The 20,783-nt window shown below is 65.1% G+C and carries 8 protein-coding genes and 2 pseudogenes; 8 read left to right on the forward strand and 2 right to left on the reverse strand.

Going from position 1 to position 20,783, the window contains the following annotated elements:
• Window positions 1-5: 5 nt before the first annotated feature.
• From D183_RS24290 to D183_RS0108255, 5 genes and pseudogenes are all read left to right on the forward strand, one after another.
• Window positions 6-7,910, forward strand: a pseudogene (locus tag D183_RS24290) (hemagglutinin repeat-containing protein); the annotation flags it as partial.
• Entirely contained in the window at window positions 7,907-8,269 is a 363-nt protein-coding gene (locus D183_RS27410; protein WP_157835194.1) for a hypothetical protein, read from the forward strand. The pseudogene D183_RS24290 and the gene D183_RS27410, both read left to right, overlap by 4 nt.
• A 154-nt stretch (window positions 8,270-8,423) precedes the next feature.
• On the forward strand, window positions 8,424-8,582 hold the full coding sequence (locus tag D183_RS27415) for a hypothetical protein (RefSeq protein WP_017908588.1): 159 nt from the start codon (window positions 8,424-8,426) through the stop codon (window positions 8,580-8,582).
• 188 nt (window positions 8,583-8,770) lie between these two features.
• A complete protein-coding gene (locus D183_RS27420; RefSeq protein ID WP_157835195.1) occupies window positions 8,771-9,151 on the forward strand; it encodes a hypothetical protein in 381 nt (126 codons plus the stop codon).
• A gap of 474 nt (window positions 9,152-9,625) precedes the next feature.
• Window positions 9,626-10,276 (forward strand): YceH family protein, encoded by a 651-nt coding sequence (locus tag D183_RS0108255; protein ID WP_017908589.1) that lies wholly within the window; start codon window positions 9,626-9,628, stop codon window positions 10,274-10,276.
• A 161-nt stretch (window positions 10,277-10,437) separates the two neighbouring features.
• On the opposite strand, the gene D183_RS0108260 is transcribed toward D183_RS0108255, so the two are convergent.
• Window positions 10,438-10,980 carry a DinB family protein gene (locus tag D183_RS0108260; RefSeq protein ID WP_017908590.1) on the reverse strand — a complete coding sequence of 181 codons (543 nt, stop codon included), beginning with the start codon at window positions 10,978-10,980 and terminating at the stop codon, window positions 10,438-10,440.
• Window positions 10,981-10,982: 2 nt separating this feature from the next.
• Window positions 10,983-11,519 (reverse strand): GNAT family N-acetyltransferase, encoded by a 537-nt coding sequence (locus D183_RS0108265; RefSeq protein ID WP_017908591.1) that lies wholly within the window; start codon window positions 11,517-11,519, stop codon window positions 10,983-10,985.
• A gap of 215 nt (window positions 11,520-11,734) precedes the next feature.
• On the opposite strand from D183_RS0108265, the gene D183_RS0108270 reads away from it, so the two are divergent.
• From D183_RS0108270 to D183_RS27965, 3 genes and pseudogenes are all read left to right on the forward strand, one after another.
• Window positions 11,735-13,516 (forward strand): autotransporter assembly complex protein TamA, encoded by a 1,782-nt coding sequence (locus D183_RS0108270; RefSeq protein WP_017908592.1) that lies wholly within the window; start codon window positions 11,735-11,737, stop codon window positions 13,514-13,516.
• Complete coding sequence (locus D183_RS0108275) at window positions 13,513-17,352, forward strand: translocation/assembly module TamB domain-containing protein (protein ID WP_017908593.1); 3,840 nt, start codon at window positions 13,513-13,515, stop codon at window positions 17,350-17,352. The genes D183_RS0108270 and D183_RS0108275 overlap by 4 nt, the downstream gene beginning before the upstream one ends.
• A 393-nt stretch (window positions 17,353-17,745) precedes the next feature.
• Window positions 17,746-20,783 (forward strand): annotated as a pseudogene (locus tag D183_RS27965) (RHS repeat protein); the annotation flags it as partial.

Raw genomic sequence — 20,783 nt, forward strand, 5'->3', positions numbered from 1 at the left:
GCCGCCTGGTCAGCAACGGCGGCGACCTGCAGCTGGGCGCGGCGTCGATCAACAACGCGCAAGGGCGCATCGAACACGCCGGTAGCGGCACGCTGACGGTCGGCAGCACAGGCGCCCTCGGCAATGCCGGCGGTCGCATCCTCACCCAGGGCCAGCTGCAGCTCAGCACCGGCAACACGCTCGACAACCAGGGCGGCGCCATCGCCGCGGCCGGCGATGCCAGCGTCACCGCGGCCGGCCTGGGCAATATCGGCGGCAGCGTGTCCGGGCGCGGCTTGAATGTGCAACTGGGCAGCGGCGCGCTCGACAACCGCCTCGGCGTGGTGCAAGCCACCGGCGGCAGCCTGGTGCTGCGCGCCGACAGCCTCGAAAACCGCGGCGGCACCATGCAGGCGCTGAGCAGCGGTGGCGCGGGTGGCGACCTGCGCGTGGATCTGGCGCATACGTTGAACAACGACGCGGGCGTGATCGGCGCCAGCACCGATCTGACGCTGAACGCGGAGAACGCGAGCAACAGTGGCGGTACCTTGCAGGCCGGGCGCGACCTGGCGTTGACCGCGCGCGGCCAGCTCGACAATCACCAGAGCGGCCGCATCGGCGCCGCCCGCGACCTCAGCGTCGCCGTCACCGGCGCGCTGCTCAACAGCGGCGGCCAGCTCGACAGCGGCAACGCCATGACCCTGTCCGGCGGCCGCATCGACAACAGCCAGGGCAGCATCGTCAACAACGGCGGCGGCCTGACCCGGCTCACCACCGGCGGCGAGTTGCGCAACGTCGGTGGCAGCCTGGGCGGACGCGGCAGCGTCGTGCTCGACGCCGCCAGCATCGCCAATGGCAGCGGGCAACTGGTGGCCGGCGGCGACCTGGTCGCCAACACCAATGCGCTCGACAACCAGGGCGGCAGCGTCTACGCCGGCGCCAGCATGCTGTTGCAGCGGAGCGGCGCCACGCTCGACAACCGCAACGGCAGGATCAAGGCCGAACAGGCGGTGCGCCTGAATCTGCAGAGCCTGAGCAATAGCGGCGGACAGATCGGCGCCGGCAGCAGCGCCGGCGGCGCGGGCGACGTGGTGATCGACACCGTCGGCTTCGATGGCGGCGGCAGCATCCTCGGCCAGAACCTGCTCGACCTGACCATCCGCAGCGATTACACCCATCGCGCCGGTGCCGACATCACCAGCAACGGCGACTTCCGCCTGGCGGTGGGCGGCAACTTCGTCAATGCCTCGGCGCTGCAGGCCGGGCGCAGCCTCGGCATCAATGCCAGCAGCATCAGCAACGTGGCCGGCGCCAGCATGCGCTCGGGCAACGTGCAGTTGAACACCGGCGGCAGCGTCAGCAACGCCGGCGACCTCTCCGCCAGCGGCAACCTGCAGGTCACCGCGGGGTCGGTGTCCAACACCGGCAGCCTGGTCGGCGGCAACGTGCTGGTGGACACCGGCACCCTGGTCAACGGCGCCGACCTGGGCGGCGCCACCGACAACGCCGCCTACGGCAGCGCGCTGATCGGCGCCACCAGCGGCATGACCCTGCTGGTGCGCGACCAACTGGTCAACCGCGACGCGAAGATCTTCAGCCTCGGCAACATCGCCATCGGCGCCGCGCGCGACGGCAACGGTACCCTCACCGCGCGCACCGGCACGCTGGACAACGTCTCCGGCAGCATCGAGGCCGATGGCAGCATCCTGATCGCGGCCAATCAGATCAACAATCGGCGGCGGGTGCTGAGTACGCAGACCGGCCCGCTATCGGATGCGGACAAGGCAGCGGCCAATGCGGCGATGCCGAGCGAACTGATCGAAGGCAGAGGGATCATCTATCCCAACCAGCCCTACTACATTCGCGTCCCTTACCAAGGGCCAAGCCCCGGCGTCTACCGAGAGTACTCGGTCGAACAACGCGAGCGGTTGATCGCGGCCAGCGCCGAAGGGCGCATCGCGGCGGGCGGCAACATCGCCCTTTCCGGCAGTGTGACCAACAACGCCTCGACGATTGCCGCCGCTGGTGCGCTGATGGTCAATCAACGCGGTGTCGCTGGCCTGTACGACGGCATGGTCACTGGCAGCGAGTCTGTGGCGAACCAGGCGCTGGCGTTGAAGCAGCAAGTGGTACAGCGCGATGTCGAGCACAAGGTCATCGCGTACATCGACGACTGTGCGATGACGCAAGTCTCCGGACCCAACGCACGCAAGAGTCCGATCTGCGGCTACAACCGCGAAAACAACGTGTTGTCGACCACAACGGTCGACTCCAGCTACATCGCCCTCGCCGCCAACATGACCGGCGGACAGGGTGTGTCCATCAGCGGCGCCACCATCAGCAACGGCGCGGTCGGCAGCGACGGCCGCAGCATCGGCGGCGCCTCCTTCAACGCCACCCAGGGCGGGGCCCTGAACCGGTACGGCACGATGAGCGCCGACGGCGCCGGCGGTATCGCCGTGCAGGCGCAGACCGCTGCGACGCCGACCAAGGCCAACGTGGGCAACCATATCGCCACCGCCAGCCTGGGTGCCATCCGCATCGACGACGGCCAGGCCACCCTGGTCGGTGGCAGCAGCGCCACTGCGTCCCAGGTCCAGGCTAGCGGCGTGCAGGCCCAACTCGGCGGCGCCGGCAGCGGCGGCCGCAGCCAGGTCCAGGCCGGCACGGCGCAGGCGGTGCTGACCGCCGGCAGCGTGCCCGGCCAGTACCAGCAGATCGACCCAGGTACCGGCCAGGTGCCGCAGGTGGTTGGCGGGGTCGGCGCGCCGCTGGGCAACATCGTGCTGCCGATGGGCGGGCTGTACCGCCTGGTCGGCAGCAACGGCGCCAGCGTCAACACGCTGGGTCGTGCCGCCAACGGCCTGGGCGGGGTCAAGGCCAGCAACAGCGCCCCCGGCCGCCGCTACCTGATCGAGACCGATCCGCGTTTCGTCGACTACAACAATTTCATCAGCAGCGATTACCTGCTGGACAAGCTCGGCGTCGATCCGCAGTGGACCCAGACCCGCCTGGGCGATGGCTTCTACGAACAGCGCCTGGTGCTGGACCAGATCACCCAGCTCACCGGCCGCCGCTACCTGGGCAACTACGCCGACGGCGTGGCCCAGTACCGCGCATTGCTCGATGGCGGCGTCGCCGAGGCCGGCACGCTGCACCTGAGCGTGGGCGTGGCGCTGACCGCCGACCAGGTCGCCGCGCTGACCCACGACATCGTGTGGATGGTGGAACAGGAGTACCAGGGCCAGAAGGTGCTGGTGCCGGTGGTGTACCTGTCGTCGAAGACCGCGCTGACCCTGCGCAGCGACGGCGCGCTGCTGGCCAGCGACAACGGCGACGTCTCGCTCAACGCCACGGCTGGCTTGAGCAACACCGGCACCATCGGCGGCGCCAATGTCAGCGCCAACGTCGGCAACCTGCTCAACCAGGGCCGCATCGTGTCCAGCGGCACGGTGGCGTTGCAGGCCAATCAGGACCTGCTCAACCTCGGCGGCCAGATCGCCGGCCGCGACGTGTGGCTCAGCGCTGGCCGTGACCTGACCAGCACCACCCGCGACGCCCTCGCCGGCGGCGACCTGCGTTCGGGCATCACTGCCGGCAACAACCTGCTGCTGCAGGCCGGCCGCGACCTCAGCCTCACCGGTACCACCGTGCAGGCCGGCAACAGCGCCGCACTGCTGGCGGGCAACAACCTCACGCTGCAGCCGACCGCCCTGCGCAACGAGTCCGGCCTGACCCGCGGCGGCGATGGCACCAGCCTGACCGTCGGCAACAACCTGTCCCTGCAGGCCGGCAACGACCTGCAACTGCACGGCGTAGCGATCGCCGCCGGCGGCGACGCAGCCCTGCAGGCCGGCCACGACCTGTCGCTGACCCCGGTCACCGACGCCAACGGCAAGGCCACGGTGCGCACCAGCATCGCCACCGGCGGCAGCCTGCAACTGGCCGCCGGCAACGACCTCACCATCCGCCAGGCCCAAGTGAAGGCCGATGGCAACCTGATCGCCGCGGCCGGGCACGATCTCAACGTGACCTCGGTGCTGGGCGACAGCCGCACCGTCACCGACCAGAGCCGTCAGGGCAAGACCAAGGTCACCACCACCACGACCACCCAGGACATCGACCAGCAGGCACTCACCGCTGGCGGCAACCTAGTGCTCAGCGCCGGCCACGACGTCAACCTGACCGCCGCCAAGCTCGACGCCGGCAACGGCCTGGCCGTGGTCGCCGGCAACGACCTCAACAGCACTACCCTGACCACGGTCGACAGCAGCAGCACCCTGGAGACGCGCAAGCGCTTCAAGCAGACCACCAGCACCCGCGACGAGACCGTCCACGGCAGCGAGTTCACCGCCGGCGGCGACATCGCCCTGCAGTCCGGCCACGACGTGAACCTGACCGCCGCCAAGGCGTTCACCGACAAGGGCGCGCTGGCGGTGTCCGCCGGCAACGACGTCAACCTGCTCACCGAGCAGGAGCAGCACGACGCCGTGCAGGACATGCAGAAGAAGAAAAAGGGCTTCCTGTCCAGCAAGACCACCACCACGCACGACGAGTGGCACGACAGCACCGCCGTGGCGACCACGCTCAGCGGCGACACCGTGCAGATCGCCGCCGGCCACGACTTGCTCTCGCAGGGCGCGCAGGTTGCGGGCACCGGCAACGTGGTGGTGGCCGCCGGCAACGATCTGACGCTGGAGACGGCGCAGAACACGCATAGCGAGGAGCACGAGAAGAAGACGAAGAAGTCCGGCATGTTCGGCAGCGGCGGGATCGGCGTGACCTTCGGCACGCAGAAGATCCAGAACAATGCCGACACCGCCGATGTCACGCATGTGGGCAGCACGGTCGGCAGCGTGGCGGGCGACGTCACGCTGGTCGCGGGCAATCGTTACGCGCAGACTGGCAGCGACGTGCTGGCCAATGCCGGCGACATCACGGTGAAGGCAAAGGACATCGCCATCACCGAGGTCCACGACACCACCGATGCCGAGCAGCGCAGCAAGTTCAGCCAAGGCGGCCTGTCGATCACGCTCAGTTCCGCAGCACTGAACCTGGCCCAGTCCGCTTACGACACGGCCAAGGCAGGCTCCAAAGTCAGTGGCGATGCGCGCATGCAGGCGCTGGCGGCGGGATCCGCGGCCTACAGCGCCTATGGCGCCGCCAGCTCGCTGAGTCAGACCGGAAGCGCACTGGCCAGCGGCAGCGCCGCAAGCGCGGCGCAAGGCGCGAACATCAGCGTCGCCGTGACGGTGGGGGGCAGCAAGAGCGAGAGCAAGAGTACCCAGTCGGCCGACCAGGCCAAGGGTTCCAAGCTACAGGCCGGCGGCGACGTCAATCTGATCGCTGCTGGCGGCGGCGATGCGAGCAACCTGCTGGTACGCGGCAGCGACGTCACCGCTGGTCACGACCTGCTGCTGGCCGCCGATCACGATGTCACCATCGAGGCGGCGAAGAACACGGCCGAACAACACAGCACCAGCAAGAGCAGCAGCGCCGCCGTCGGCGTTGCGATCACCTATGGCGCTGATGGGCTCGCAGCGGGCGTGACGTTGAGCGCCAGCGGAGCGCGTGGCAAGGCCAATGGCGAGGATGTCAGCTACACCAACAGCCATGTGGCTGCGGGTGACAACGCCACGATCATCAGCGGCAACGACACCACGCTCAAGGGCGCGCAGGTCTCCGCGGACAAGGTGATCGCCGACGTCGGCGGCAACCTCAACATCGAGAGCCTGCAGGACACCAGCAGCTACGCCAGCAAGGACAAGTCGATCGGTGGCAACGTCACGTTCGGCATCGGGTTCAGTGCCAGCGCCAGCTACAGCAGCAACAAGGTCAATGGCGACTACGCCAGCGTCACCGAGCAGAGCGGCATCCAGGCCGGCAAGGGCGGGTTCGACATCACCGTGGGCGGCAACACCGACCTGAAGGGCGCGGTGATCGCCAGCAGCCAGGAGGCGATCGACCAAGGCAAGAACCGCCTGAGCACCGGCACGCTGACGTACAGCGACATCGCCAACACCAGCAGCTATGACGCCAAGGGCATCAGCCTGTCGGGCGGCTACAGCGTCGGCACCGACGACGATAAGGCCAAGGGCAGTGAGGGCCAGACACCTTCCACCACCAACAATGGCAGCAAGTGGTCCTGGCAGAACTACAACACCGGCGCCAACGGCAGTGCGGCCGGCTATGGCCATGAGAGTGGGAACTCGCAATCCACCACGCACAGCGGCATCAGTGGCGGGGCGCTGGTCATCACCAACGAAGCGGGGCAGCAAGCCAAGACCGGCAAGAGCGTAGCGGACGCGCTGGCGGGCCTGGAGCGGGATGTCGTCACCGGCGATGACGCCAATGGTCTGACCAAGCAATGGGATGGGCAGAAGCTGCAGGAGCAGGTGGCGGCGCAGGCGCAGATCACGGCGACGTTTGGGCAGCAGGCCACGCATGTGATCGGCGAGTACGCCGAAAAGAAGATGAAGGAAGCGGCAACGTTGCGCCTAGAAGCTGACGGCACGGTCGATCCGGACCAGAAGGCGCGGCTCACCGCTCAGGCCGACCAGCTGGAAAGCCAGTGGGGCGACAATGGCAGCCTGCGCGTGCTGGCGCATACCGTGGTCGGGGGGCTCACCGGTGGGCTGGACGGTGCGACGGGCGCCGCTGCAGGCACGCTCGCCGCGCCCGCCGTGGCAACCGCGCTGCGGGATGCAGGCGTCACCGGACCGTTGGCGGACACGTTGACCGCCTTGGCATCGACTGCTGCGGGTGCGGTGGCGGGCGGCACTGCGGGTGTTGCGACGGCCAGCAATGAAGTGGTGAACAACTATCTCAGTCATCCGCAACGCGATGAAAAGGCGCGTGAGCTCAGCAAGTGCACGACGGAAGAATGCCGAGAGAATGTAGAGCGGAAGTGGGATGACGTCAGTCTTGCGCAAAGCCGTAAGATGAAGGATCGGTACTTCGACTACCTGACGCCGGAGCAGCAAGCAGCGCTGCTGAGTCTTAAGCCGGGCACCCAGGAATATGACGCGATACTTGCGGCAGGCGTAGCGCAAGCTGCCTCAAAAAGCACAATCGGCGTTGGATCGTCTTACAGCCTTGACTATCAGCTGCTGACGGAGAGGGATTGGAATGGGCAGCAAGTTAAAGCGCTGATCGGCGGGGGTTCGCTTGAAGACAGGAATCGTCTAGATACAGCAGTCTTGGGTATCTTTGGCTCTCCAGCGAGATTGACAGCTCTCTTTGGCGGTAGCCCGGAGCAAGTCGCTGCGGCAAATCAATTTGGCGCAAGCATGTTCGATGTAGCGGGCGCTGTTGAGGTTTTGGGGCCACCCAGCACACGATCAGGGAAAGGTTCATCTGTATACGATTCCTCTATCGGCGCGGCTAAGGGTGGTATTCCGACTCTTGATACAATTAACGTCTTAGCTGAGAAGCCAAGATCCAACTTTGTTGATGTTACGGAGACATTTAACTATTCTGCCTCCTTCCCAGGGCCGGAAGGTTATGGGATTTCCTCCCTAACAAATGCTAATAAATCTAGTAGATGGCATGGCTCTGGCCCCACATCGGGTGTTTTAGGCTTGGAGCCTGGATCCATTTCTTCAAAAGCAATCAATAATTATTTTCCATCGACACGCACGACAAGCATCGAGTTTGTATATGACCCAACGACCTCAATGTTTGCTGTGGGGAAGCCAAGCGTCAATCTTCAGGGATCTTTTCATGAGCAGCTCGCAAAAACTATCGGCGCTTCCCCGGATGATGTTGTGGGGGGAATATTCAGGCGAGATAATGTGACTGGAGAAATACTGACAAATGAGAGTAGTGGCCACTTCCATCAGAATTGGAATGATGACGTGCGAAAGGCATTTGTTAAAGACATGGATAATTATGGGGTTAAGGTAAAGCACAATGAAGGGCATGAGGAATGAAGGTTAAAGACATTGATTTTTTTTTCAAGGATGGATTGTGGACTGCAATAATATCGGGGAAAAAATTTGACTTGGAAATGGTTTCCGATTATAAGGCGGTTGTAAAAATACTTGAACATGATTTTTCTGAAGTTAGTGATGCTCTTGGAAAATATTTTAAATATAAATATGTGGTGCTGAGCGCTTTGGATTTTGATTCGGTCTATTGGGATGCGCTGGCATTACGATGGTTGGAAAGTGGAAATGTGGGATTGGATGAAGATATATGTGTGGCATTAAAAAAAAAATTGGATCATGGATGGTTCAATCAACATAATAGGCACGTCGCGTTGAAGTTGTTAAAAAGAATTGGGCTATAGGAGGTTTAAGGTCACAGTTGTGGAGTTTTGCAATAAAATGCTAGCTAGGTTGTATCAATAAATCATTGACGGTTTTCGTGCTGGCGCAACAGGGTCCGCGTCTAGTGCTGACAACGATATCTCTCTCATCTCTTCGCAGGATCAGAGCAGCGAGGTGCACAGCAGCGCCCAGAAGAAGTCCGGCTTCAGCGCCAGCTTCTCGGGCGACGTGGCCAGCGTCGGCTACGGCAAGTCGCGCAGCAGCAGCGACAGCAGCCCGGACAGCACCCCCAGGTCGCTTCGGCGGTCGGCGTCAAGAATGGCAATCGGCTAATCAGGCCGGCGATCAACAGACCATCTGCGCCTCTGGCGTGGCCATCTGCAGGGACTGACCCTGGCGGCCAACCAGTCGAGCAAGTCCAGCGGCTTCTCCATTGGCAATCCTGTAGAGGGATTAAAGAGGATATTTATCATTAAGGGTAAAGGAACGCTTGTAATTGAGGGAAGAAAATGACAACAATGATGAATTTGGAAATTGAAGAAAAGGCAAGCCAGGACTGTGTTTTGCGTGCCTTAAACGGCATTCGTGCGAGCTACGATATTGACAACGGGAAAATTTTTGGGAATTTTGAGGAATCTAAAACTTATTTTGTTTTTTCGACCAGTGTTGGTGGTTCTGATGTGATGGCTGAAGGATTTAATGGTTCATGGAAAGTGGGGGTGAGTGCGGTTTTTCATTGCTCCAATGATGATCTTGAGCATAGTTGGGAAGAAATAAAGGGCTATATGGCTTCTTTAATGAAAGAATGCAATTGCAGATTTGTCCTTTCTTTTCAATATGAGAAGATATATGCCGTGAGAGACGAAGGTGGAATAATTATCATCGATGGAATGGCGTGCTGATGCGCTTTCAAACGGCGCGAAGCATAAGATATTTATTTTCTTGATTGGTGTCGCTGCGAGCGATGCTGACGGTGGGTTAGACTTTTATCTGCCATCCCAAAATATGAATTTTCAAATGTGACTTCTCAACGTGGCTCAGTGACCAAAAACGACCTACATTTCTTGGCTCGGCGATCCCGCTAGCGGCAACGCAGCTTTTACAGGCGACCACGACGTCGCCGCGGTCGACTACGACATCTACGTGACCTCGGCGCTGGCAATAGCCGCACCGTCACCAACCAGGCCGCTAGTGCAAGACCAAGGTGGTCCACCGCCCAGGAACCTGGAGCATCAGGCGCTCAGTGCCGGCAATCAACTGACCACCGCTGCGTTGGGCATCGCAGCGGGCGAGGTCTGCTGACTCTGGCTACTAAGGCGTCGCCCTGCTCGTGGGCCGCAGTATGCTTCGCCCCTGACCAGCAAAAAGCCCACACGATGACCGACACCTCCGCCGTTCCCGTCCTTTCCACCACCGAAGCCCGCGCCCTAGGCTGCCTGATCGAAAAAGAGGCAACCACGCCGGATGCGTATCCGCTCACGGTCAATGCGACGGTGGTGGCGGCCAATCAGAAGACCTCGCGCGAGCCGGTGATGGCGTTGAGCCCGGGCGATGTGCAGCATGCGCTGCGGCAACTGGAGGGGCGCGGGTTGGTGCGGCAGCAGTTCTCTTCGCGCGCCGAGCGCTACGAGCATCGTTTGGCGTCGGCGCTGGATCTGACCCAGCAACAGGTGGCCCTGCTCGGCCTGCTGCTGTTGCGCGGTCCGCAGACCGCCAACGAGTTGCTGACGCGTGCCGAGCGCATGGCGCGCTTCGCCGATGCGGATGACGTCCGCCATCAGTTGGAACGGCTGGCGCAGCGGCAGTTGGCGGTGCAGTTGCCGCGTGCCAGCGGGCAGCGCGAGGACCGTTACATGCACTTGCTTGCCGGTCCGGTGGACGCGGAGGCACTGGCCGCCACGTTCAAGGCGCGGCCGACCGCCTCGGGCAACGATGAGTTGGAAGGGCGGGTGCAGGCGCTGGAGGCCGAGGTGGCGGAGCTGCGCGAGATCGTGGCGCAGTTGCAGGCGCAGCTCGCGCACGAGTGACGCTGCGTGGATGGGCTTCTAAACGAAGCCTCTGGTTAACCAAAGAACGCTCACTTGTAGGAGCGGCGGCAGACACACCGCAAAACCGCGGCAAGTCGCGTTACTACAGGTGCCCTAAACATCAAGGCACGCACCAAGCGCAGCGCCCCGCGATCGCAGGATCACCCCATCTCCACCTGCGGAATCACCGCCAGCATGTCGGTGACACCGACATCGGCACCCGCCTGGCTGAGCAGGGTGGTCGCCTGCCCGCGGTGGTGAGTCTGGTGGTTGAAGAAGTGCAGCAGCAGGTCGCCGAAGCGCCGGCCGTGCGATTCGCCACGGGTGTTGCGATAGCGCAGCGCCACGTCGAGGTCATCGGCATGCAGTTGCGACATCCACTCGGCGATCGTCGCATCCAGGGACTCGCGTTGCGTCCGCAGGTCCGCCAGGCAGTCGGCCTGCGGCGCATCCAGGGCGGTGGGGACCGGCGTGGCGGCGATGGCCTGCAGCGCCGGGTGCCGTGCCGGATGCTGGGCGAAGCGCTGCAGCCAGATCGTATCGGCCACCACCAAATGGTTGAGCGTGCCCAGCAGCGACCCGAAGAAGGCGCCGCGCGGCTCGGTGATCGCGGCGTCCGGCAGGGTTGCGGCCGCGGCGTAGAGACGCTGGTTCATCCATTGGCTGTAGTTGGCGAACAGCCGCAGTGTGTGCAAGGTGTCCATGCTCAGGCGTGCTCCTCGGGTGCATCCAACTCGCAATGATACAGTTCGACCTCGGCCGCCTCCGGACTCAGGCGTACCCGCCCCTGGGCGACGAAGCCCAGCGCGGCGAGCAGCCGCAGCGAGCGCGCATTGCCCGGAGCCACGATGGCGTAGACGCGCGGCAGCGCGAGCACGGTGCGCGCGTAATCCAACACCGCGCGCGCCGCCTCGCTGGCGTAGCCCTGGCCCGCATAGGGTTGCAGCAGGGCATAGCCCAGATCAGGGGCGGGCAGGGTCGGTCGCAGCACTAGACCCGCCACACCAAGCCAGGCGCCGTCGTCGCGACGCTCCACCGCATACAGGCCGAAGCCGTGCTCGGCGTAGCTGCGCACCGAGCCATCGGCAAGGTAGCGGCTGGCCTGCGTTTCGTCGCGCACGCCGCGGTCGCCGATGTGCGCCAGGAAGCCGGGGTCGTTGAGCAGGGCCAGCATCGGCGCGGCGTCGCTTTCGGGGTCCAGTCGGCGCAGTACGAGGCGCGCGGTGGCGATCACGGTGGACATGCGGCATTCCTGCGGGTCGAGGCGCCAGCGTGGCGCCGTCGCCGTGGCTTGGCAAGGGCGCAGGCGCAGCGCGGTTCCCGGCGTAGACGCTCCGAATGCCGTGCGTCCGGAAAGCACGGATGCTCCTGCGCAAATGCCGTGCACCCGACATCCCGGTCACATGTAACAAACGTCTAGTTAACAGCTTCACATGGGGTGCCGGTATTCTGACGCCCATGCGACCCATCCCCCGTCTCGCCACCTTCCTGTCCCTGCTCTCCCTGGCCGGCCTCGCCGAGGCCCGTGGCGTCATCGAAAAGGTGCAGATCCAGGGCCTGAACAAGGACGAGGACGCGGCGATGATCGAGAACATCCAGGTCTCGCTGTCGCTGTACGACGCCATCGGCAAGGACCAGGGCGAGTCGCGCCTGGAGTACCTGCTGAGCCAGGCCGAACGGCAGACCCGGCAGGCGCTGGAGCCGTTCGGCTACTTCACTCCCAAGATCACCGTCGACGCGCCGCGCCAGGACGACAAGCTGACCGTGGTGGTGCACGTGGACAAGGGCGAGCCGGTGCGGGTGCGCAATTTCCAGGTGGGCATCACCGGCCCGGCAGAGGACGATCGCTACCTGGGCGAGGACCTGAAGAACTTCCGGCCGCGCAAGGGCGACATCTTCGTCAGCAGCGTCTACGAGACCAGCAAGGTCACCATCACCCGGCGACTGGCCGAGCGCGGCTACTTCGATGCCGACTTCACCCAGCGCAAGGTCGAGGTGACCCGCGCCGATCACGCCGCCGACATCGACCTGAGCTGGGATAGCGGCCGCCGCTACAACATGGGTCCGATCCGCTTCCACCAGGACTACTTCAACCAGAAGCTGTTCGATCCGCTGGTGTACTGGAAGGAAGGCAGCTACTACCACGAGGGCAAGCTCGACCGCCTGCGCGAGTCGCTGGTCAAGCTCGACTACTTCAGCGTGATCGACATCCAGCCCAAGCCGGAAGAAGCCGACGCCAACGGCGACGTGCCGGTGGACGTCAACCTCACCCGCGCCAAGCGCAGCATCTACACCGCCGGCCTCAGCTACGGCAGCGAGAGCGGCGCCGGCGTGCGCCTGGGCGTGGACCGCCGCTACGTCAACGCGCGCGGGCACAAGCTCAGCACGCAGTTGGACTACGCGCAGAAGCGCAAGAGTTTCATCACCAGCTACCGGATCCCGGCATTCCGCTGGCTCGACGGCTGGTACACCACCTCGCTGCGCGTCTACGACGAGCAGACCGACTACATCGACCTGCGCAACGTCAAGCTCACCGGCAGCCGCAGTGGCCAGATCAACGAGCACTGGACCGCGATCGCCTCGATCAACGCGCTGCGCGAGCGCTGGCGCTACGCCACCGACGAGGTCTTCGACGGCGCGCTGTACCAGACCTCGACGCTGTTCTATCCGCAGATCGAAGCCGACTACGTCGGCGTCGACGACAAGGTGTTCCCGCGCAAGGGCTTCAGCGGCAACATCAGCCTGCGCGGTGGCGCCGAGGGTGTGGGCTCGGATGCCAGCTTCGTGCAGGCGCACATGCGGGTGAACTGGTTCCACGGCATCGGCGACAACGACCGCCTGATCCTGCGCGGCGAAGCCGGCAGCACCTGGACCGACGCGCTGGTGGCGATGCCGCCGAGCCTGCGGTTCTTCGCCGGCGGCGACAACAGCATCCGCGGCTATGCGTTCCGAGAAGTCGGCCCGCGCACGCCGCGGCTGGACCGTTTCGCGCTCGGCGCCAAGCACATTCTCGCCGGCAGCGCCGAGTACGAGCACTACTTCAAGGGCGGGCCCTGGGGCGGCGCGGTATTCGTCGATAGCGGCAGCGCCTTCGACGACACGCCGGACTGGCACACCGGCGTCGGCTTCGGCCTGCGCTGGCGCTCGCCGGTCGGCCCGGTGCGGGTGGACATCGCCCATGGCTTGAACGATCCCGACTCGCAGTTCCAGCTCTATCTCAACATCGGAGCCAACCTGTGAGCGCGCCGATCGAGCCGGCGTCGCCCTCCGCACCGCCGCCGCGGCGCCCGCGCTTCTATCGGCGCAAGCGCTTCTGGTGGGGCTCGGCGCTGACCATTGCCGGCCTGGTGCTGCTGGCGGCGATCGCGCTGTACTGGCTGCTGCAGACCGTGGCCGGGCGCGACGTGCTGCTGGCGCAGGTGGTGGCGCGGCTGCCGGCCGGCTCCACCCTCACCTGGGAACGCGCCGAAGGACCGCTGGCCGGTCCGCTGACGTTGCACAACCTGGACTTCCGCTACAACGAGATCCACTTCACCGCCGAGCGCGCCTACCTGGATCCTGACATCCGCCCGCTGCTCGGACGCAAGCTGCAACTGGACGCGCTGGAGCTAACCAACGCCACGCTCAACCTGGCCAAGAGCGACGAACCGTTCGAACTGCCGCGCTGGCCGCAGTCGCTGCCGCAGATCGAAGTGCCGCTGGCGCTGCAGGCCGACCGCATCGCGATCGATGGCCTGCGCATCACCCAGGCGCAGCAGCCGATGATCGACATCCGCACGCTGCGCGGCGGCGTGGAAGTGGCCAACGGCGAGTTCCGCGCCACCCAGGTGGTGGTGAACAGCGACCGCGGCGATTTCCGCGTCAATGGCGATTACCTGCCGGGCCAGGACTACAAGGCCGACCTCACCGCCAGCGCGGTGCTGCCGGCCGCGCGCGGGCGCACCCCGGCGCGCCTGGGCCTGGTCGCGCGCGGCGACCTGGACAAGATGGAAGTGGCCATCGCCGGCAACGCACCGGCGCCGCTGCGCGCCACCCTGGTGTTCACCGGCCGCACCGATCCGGTGTGGGAATTCGCCGCCAGCAGCAAGGCACTGGATCCGTCGCTGCTGGTGCCGCCGGCCGACGATGCGCCGGCGTCCGTGCCGCTGGCCTTCGACCTGCGCGCCAAGGGCAAGGGCGGTAACGCCGATCTGCAGGGCGAACTGTCGCGCGACGGGCAGAAAATTGTTCTTGATCCCTCGCACCTGAGCCTGGACAACCAGGTGCTCACCGTCGCGCCGCTGCAGCTGCGCGCCTTCGACGGGCAACTGCGCCTGCGCGGCACCGCCGATCTGCGCGACCCGGACAACGCGCAGTTGCGCTTTGCGGTCAACGCCAGCGGCATGAGCTTCGCCACAGCGCCGGATCCGTCCACCCCGGACGCACCGGCGGTGCCGATCAAGCTGGTCGAGGCCAACCTGGGCGTGGCCGGCACGATGAAACAGTGGGCCACCTACGGCGAAGCCACCGTCGCCCGTGGTAAGGACAGCGCCAAGTTGCAGTTGGACGTGCGCGGCGACGATCGCCAGGCGCAGCTGAAGCAGGTGCGCGCGAGCATGTCCAGCGGCACGCTCGACCTGGGCGGCAACGTGGCCTGGGTGCCGGAGTTGAACTGGGACGTGCAAGGCACGCTGGCCGGGTTCGACCCGGGCTATTTCGCACCGGGCTGGGACGGCAAGCTGTCGGGCACCTTCGCCTCGCAGGGCAAGCAGTTGCCGGCGCGACCGGACGGCAGCGCCGCCGGCTATCAGGCCACGCTCGACATTCCGCGCTTGAACGGACGCCTGCGCAGCCGCCCGCTCGACGCCAACGCCAAGCTCGCCCTGCAGGGCAGCCAGGGCGAGGGCAAGCTGCAACTGAGCCTGGGCGACAGCCGCCTGCAGGCGCAGGGCAAGGTCGGCGACCAGCTCGACGTGGACGCGCAACTGCAGCCGCTGCAACTGGCCGACCTGCTGCCCGGCGGCGCCGGCAGCCTGCGCGGCAGCGTGCAGGTCAAGGGCCGCCGCGACGCGCCCGATCTCACCGCCGACCTCACCGGCAGCGGCCTGAAGTGGGACAGTTACAGCGCCGACAGCCTCAGCCTGCGCGGGCGCCTGCCCTGGCGCGGCAACGGCGGCGAACTCGCCCTGCGCGGCAGCGCGATCAATGCCGGCGTGTTGCTGCAGACCTTGAGCGTGGATGCGCGCGGCGCAGTCGAGAACCTGCAACTCGACGCCAAGACCGAGAACGACATGGGCGCATTGGCGCTGGCCGGGCAGGTGCGCCGCGACGGCGCGCGCTGGCAGGGCGCCTTGAACACGCTGCGCATCGCACCGGCCAAGGGCGAACCGTGGCAGCTGCGGCAGGCGGCCAACTTCAGCGTGGCCGGCAGCGCCTTCAGCCTGTCCGAGAGCTGCCTGGCCCCGGGCAGCGGCGGCGCCTTGTGCGTGTCCGCCGACTGGCCGAAGCAGGGCCTGACCCTGCGCGGCGACGCCCTGCCGTTGGCGCTGGTGCAGCCATGGCTGCCGCCCAGCAACGGCCGCAAGATGTACCTGCGCGGCGACCTGTCCATCGACGGCAGCTTCAAGCCGGCCGGCAATGCCTGGCAGGGTTCGCTGCGCCTGGCCTCGCGCGAAGGCGGCCTGCGCCTGGGCGACAACGCCCGCGGCGAGCTGCTGCGCTACGACCAGTTCAGTTTCGTCACCGACTTCAGCGCCCAGCACATCCATTCCAAGCTCGGCATCGGCTTCCAGGGCGACGGCTTCGTCGACGCCACCGTCGACACCGGCTGGGACGCGTACGCGCCGCTGACCGGCGAGATCTACATGAACATGGCGCGGCTGTACTGGCTGGAGCTGTTCTCGCCCGATCTGGTCCGGCCCAAGGGTCTGGTCGAAGGCCACGTCAGCCTGCGCGGTACCCGCTCGCAGCCGGCGATGGGCGGCGACGCCACGCTGAGCAACTTCACCGGCGAACTGCCGGCGCTGGGCCTGACCCTGAGCGAGGGCAAGGGCCGCTTCGACGCGCAGCCGGACGGCTCGGCGCGCATCGTCGCCTCGGTGAAGTCCGGCGAAGGCACGCTGAATGTCGATGGCGGCCTGTCCTGGTACGGCGACCGCACGCCGCTACAGTTGAACATCCGCGGGACCAACGTGCTGGTGTCCAACACCGCCGAACTGCGCGCGGTGGCCAACCCCGACCTGCAGTTCGGCATCGCCAACAAGACCATGATGCTGAGCGGCCAGGTCACCGTGCCCTCGGCCGACATCGACCTGGAGCGGCTGGATCGCGGCACCTCGCTGTCCGAGGACGTGGTGGTGCTGGACCCGGCCGACCCCGAGGCCACGCCGACCTCGCCACTGGAGATGGACCTGCGCGTGACCCTGGGCGACCAGGTCAAGATGGCCGGCTTCGGCCTCAAGGGTGCGCTGACCGGCGCGATGCAGGTGCGCTCGCGGCCGGGCCGCGAAACCACCGCCACCGGCGGGCTGGATGTCAGCGGCAAGTACAAGGCGTACGGGCAGGACCTGACCATCACCCGCGGCCAGCTCACCTGGAGCAACAACATCGTCTCCGACCCGCGCATCAACATCCGTGCGCAGCGCCAGGTCGGCGACGTCACCGCCGGCATCGACGTCACCGGTCGCGCCACCGCCCCGCATGCGGACGTGTGGTCGGACCCGTCGATGTCGCAATCGGAGGCGATGTCCTACCTGGTGCTGGGCCGCAGCCTCAGCAACACCAGCAGCGCCGAGGCCGACCAGGTCACCGCTGCGGCCAGCGCCCTGTCGGCCGGCAGCGGCCTGCTCGCCTCGCAACTCGGCGCCAGGCTCGGCTTCGACGACGCCGGCGTCAGCCAGTCGCGCACCCTCGGCGGCTCGGTAGTGGGCTTCGGCAAATACCTTTCGCCTAAACTCTACGTCAGCTACGGCGTGTCGCTGATCGGCAGCGGCTCGGTCCTGACGCTGAAATATCTGCTGGGCCGCGGCTTCGATGCCGAGGTGGAATCGAGCACGGTGGAAAACCGTGGGTCGGTGAATTGGCGGAAGGAGAAGTAGTGCGCCGTTCGAGCACGGCGCATGCCGCAACCGCAAAATCTCCTTGACAGCCTCTGGTGCGTTCTATCACAGTTCCGCCGGGGATCCAGACTGCGGCAAATGCGCAGCATTCGTCCGCGCCATGCTGCCTGCAGCATGGCGTGCGGTGATCCCCAGGGGACGAGGTTGAAACCAGGGGGATACATGGATTGTCGCGTCGGCACCGGCTTGCCTGTCACACAGTTGCGCAATCCGTCGCGATTGCCGCCCTAGCGTTCTCGTCCCATGCCGGCGCCCAGTTTCCGGGCGCCTGGGGTCCGCTTCACATCCAGATTCCGACCGTGTCCCTGTCGCGCATGCCAGATGCGCTGCAGCCTTCGCACCGGTTGCCGACTGCTTTCTTGAGACTTCTCTATGGATAGGTTCCAGACGTTCTTCCGGCTGCGCGCAGGCCTGGCGCTGTTGGCTCTCGGATATGCGGCGACCGCCGGTGCGGACGAATTGCGGTTCGACCAGAAGTACATCGAACGCATCAAGCAATCACAGGAGATCGGGCGCTTGAGCGTCGATTCCTTCGGCGAGCAGGTCAGCCTGAAGAATGGCAGTGTGGTGTTCAACTGGACGGACATCGACATCCCCGGCAACAGCAAGCTACCGGTTCGTCTGCAGCGCACGCATGTCGTCGAAGACGACGGTGCGGGACGCAGCGGAAAGCTCGACGGCTTCGGTGTCGGCGGTTCGTTCGATGTGCCGTACCTGATGGGTGTGTTCGGCGCGAACGGTTGGCAGGTGTCCGGCAATAGCCCGAACAGCCGCTGCAGTCAGCCCGCAGAGCCACCGAGCTACACCATTCCTGCGCGGGACTATTGGTCTGGCAATAATCTGCACATTCCGGGTTCGGGCGATCGCCAGATGCTCAGGGACCCGTCGACGCAGTTGCCTGCACCGAACAACGGCACCAGCTATCCCTGGATCACCAAGGATTTCTGGCGCTTCTCTTGCCTGGCGAGTACCAAGAACGGCTATCCGGGCGAAGGATTCGTGGCGCTGTCGCCGGAAGGCGACAAGTACTACTTCGACTGGGTGGTCAGCAAGACGCACCCGTCCATCTCCAAGCGGATGGGGAACTACTCCGCCAGTGCGTCGATGTCGCGTCTGGCGGTGTTTTTCCTGGCCACACGGGTCGAGGATCGCTTCGGTAATTGGGTCACCTACACCTACAACGGCGATCAGTTGTCGCGCATCGATGCCAGCGATGGCCGCTACATTCGAGTGACCGGAACCTCCGGTGCCAACATCACCGCGGTCGAATCCAGCATCGGAAACTGGACCTATTCGTACGGCGACAAGTCGTTGACGGTGACGCAACCGGACAATGCCCAGTCGCGCTATGTGCAGAGCGGCGACATGATCATTACGCCCACGCCTGCCTTGCCGCTCTATGAAGATCCTCCGCGCTGCCCCGCGCCCGAGATGTCGACCGGCAACTTTACCTATGCCGTCACGTTGCCGAGCAATGCCACGGCAACCTATGCGTTCTCGGTGAAGCGGCATTTCCGCCACAACATCCCCAAGCAGTGCAACAGTTTCATGGATGCGGCCGGTCCGAGTACCAGCTATCAGTATCTGACCATCCCCAACTTCTCGGACAACTTCACCCTGGTCAGCAAGTCGATCAGCGGTCCTGGCCTGCCATCGATGCAGTGGTCGTATACCTACGGCATCGGCGCAGGCGGGCTGGCATTTGCGGAGAACTGTCAGCGCCCGAACCTGCCGCCGACCGCATGCAGGAAGTTGATACAAACCGAGGTGCGCGGCCCTGAAAACGACTTCAAGCGGTATACCTTCGGTGCCTGGTACAACTTGAACGAAGGGCTGGATCTGGGTGTTGAGGCTGGTTCGTACACCAGCAGTTCGTCTGGGGATACCGTGAATATCCTCAGCACTAGCGTGAACGACTACATCACCAGCGATGAGGTCGCCAATCAGCCGTTTCCGAACTTCGTCGGTTCTGGCCATGGATCGAACGAGGACGACGTGTCCATTGCAGGGCTGAGGCCCCTCAAGCGAACCACCATCACCCAGGATGGCGGCACCTTCCAGATGGCAGTGAACAGCTTCGATGTGTTCGCGCGCCCGACCAGCGTGACCCGCTCCAGCGCGTTCAATACCCGCACCGAGGCCACAGCGTATTACGACGACTACACCCGATGGGTGATCGGTCAAATCGCGTCCGTCACCAAGACGGCGCCGGGCAGCAGCCAGGAGATGTCCGCCAACGCCTACGACGCCGCCACGGCGTTGCCGACGCGTTTCTCGCGGTTCGGCAAGACCATCCAGACGGTTGCCTACAATGGCGACGGAACGGTGGCGAAGGTCACCGACGGAAATGGCAATGCCACCAGCCTCAGCGGCTGGAAGCGCGGCATGCCGCAGGGCATCACCTATGCGGACGGCACCAGCGACACGGCCGTCATCGACGACCGCGGCCTGATCAGCTCGGCAACCGACGAAAACGGCTATGCCACCAGCTACGGCTACGATGCCATGGGGCGATTGACCAGCATCGCCTATCCCAGCGGCGACACCGTCGCCTGGGCATCGACGGGGTTGGCCTTCGAACAGGTGAACGCCGCCGAATTCGGTCTGCCTGCCGGGCACTGGCGGCACACCGTGTCCACTGGCAACGCCAGGAAGGTCACCTACCTCGATGGCCTGTGGCGGCCGGTGTTGACCCAGGAATACGACGCCGCGAACGTGGGCGCCACCCAGCGGTTCAGCCGGTTCACCTATGACCACCAGGGGCACACCTTGTTCGCCTCGTATCCCGGCACGTCCGATCAACTGTCGACCGGTACCTGGACGCAGTACGACGCGCTCGGCCGGACCACGGCGGTCTCCCAGGATTCCGAGCTGGGGTTGTTGACGACGAAGACCGAGTACCTGTCGGCGAGCCAGATGCGCGTGACCAACCCGCGAGGCAACCAGACCCTGTCGGGTTACCAGGTCTTCGACCGCCCGGGCTACGACGCGCCGGTCTGGATCCAGCATCCGGAAGGCGCCACCACCGAGATCAACCGCGACATCTTCGGCAAGCCGCTGTCCATCCGCCGCCACGACGCCAACGGCACTGTGTCGGTCACCCGCAGCTACGTCTACGACACCTACCAGCAGCTGTGCAAGACGGTGGAACCGGAGACCGGCGCCACCGCCAATGGCTATGACGCTGCCGGCAACCTGGTGTGGAGTGCGGCGGGCCTGTCTCTGCCCAGCACGACGTCGTGCGACGCGGACTCCGCCTTCGCCTCCGGTCGTCGGGTCGATCGCAGCTACGACGTGCGCAACCGGATCAAGGCGCTGAGCTTCCCGGATGGCAACGGCAATCAGGCCTGGAGCTACTGGCCGGATGGGGCGGTCAAGCAGATCACCACCACCAACAACGGCGTCGCCAC

It is taken from the genome of Xanthomonas sp. SHU 199 (genome assembly GCF_000364665.1).
In the GTDB taxonomy this organism is placed as follows: Bacteria; Pseudomonadota; Gammaproteobacteria; order Xanthomonadales; family Xanthomonadaceae; genus Xanthomonas_A; species Xanthomonas_A sontii.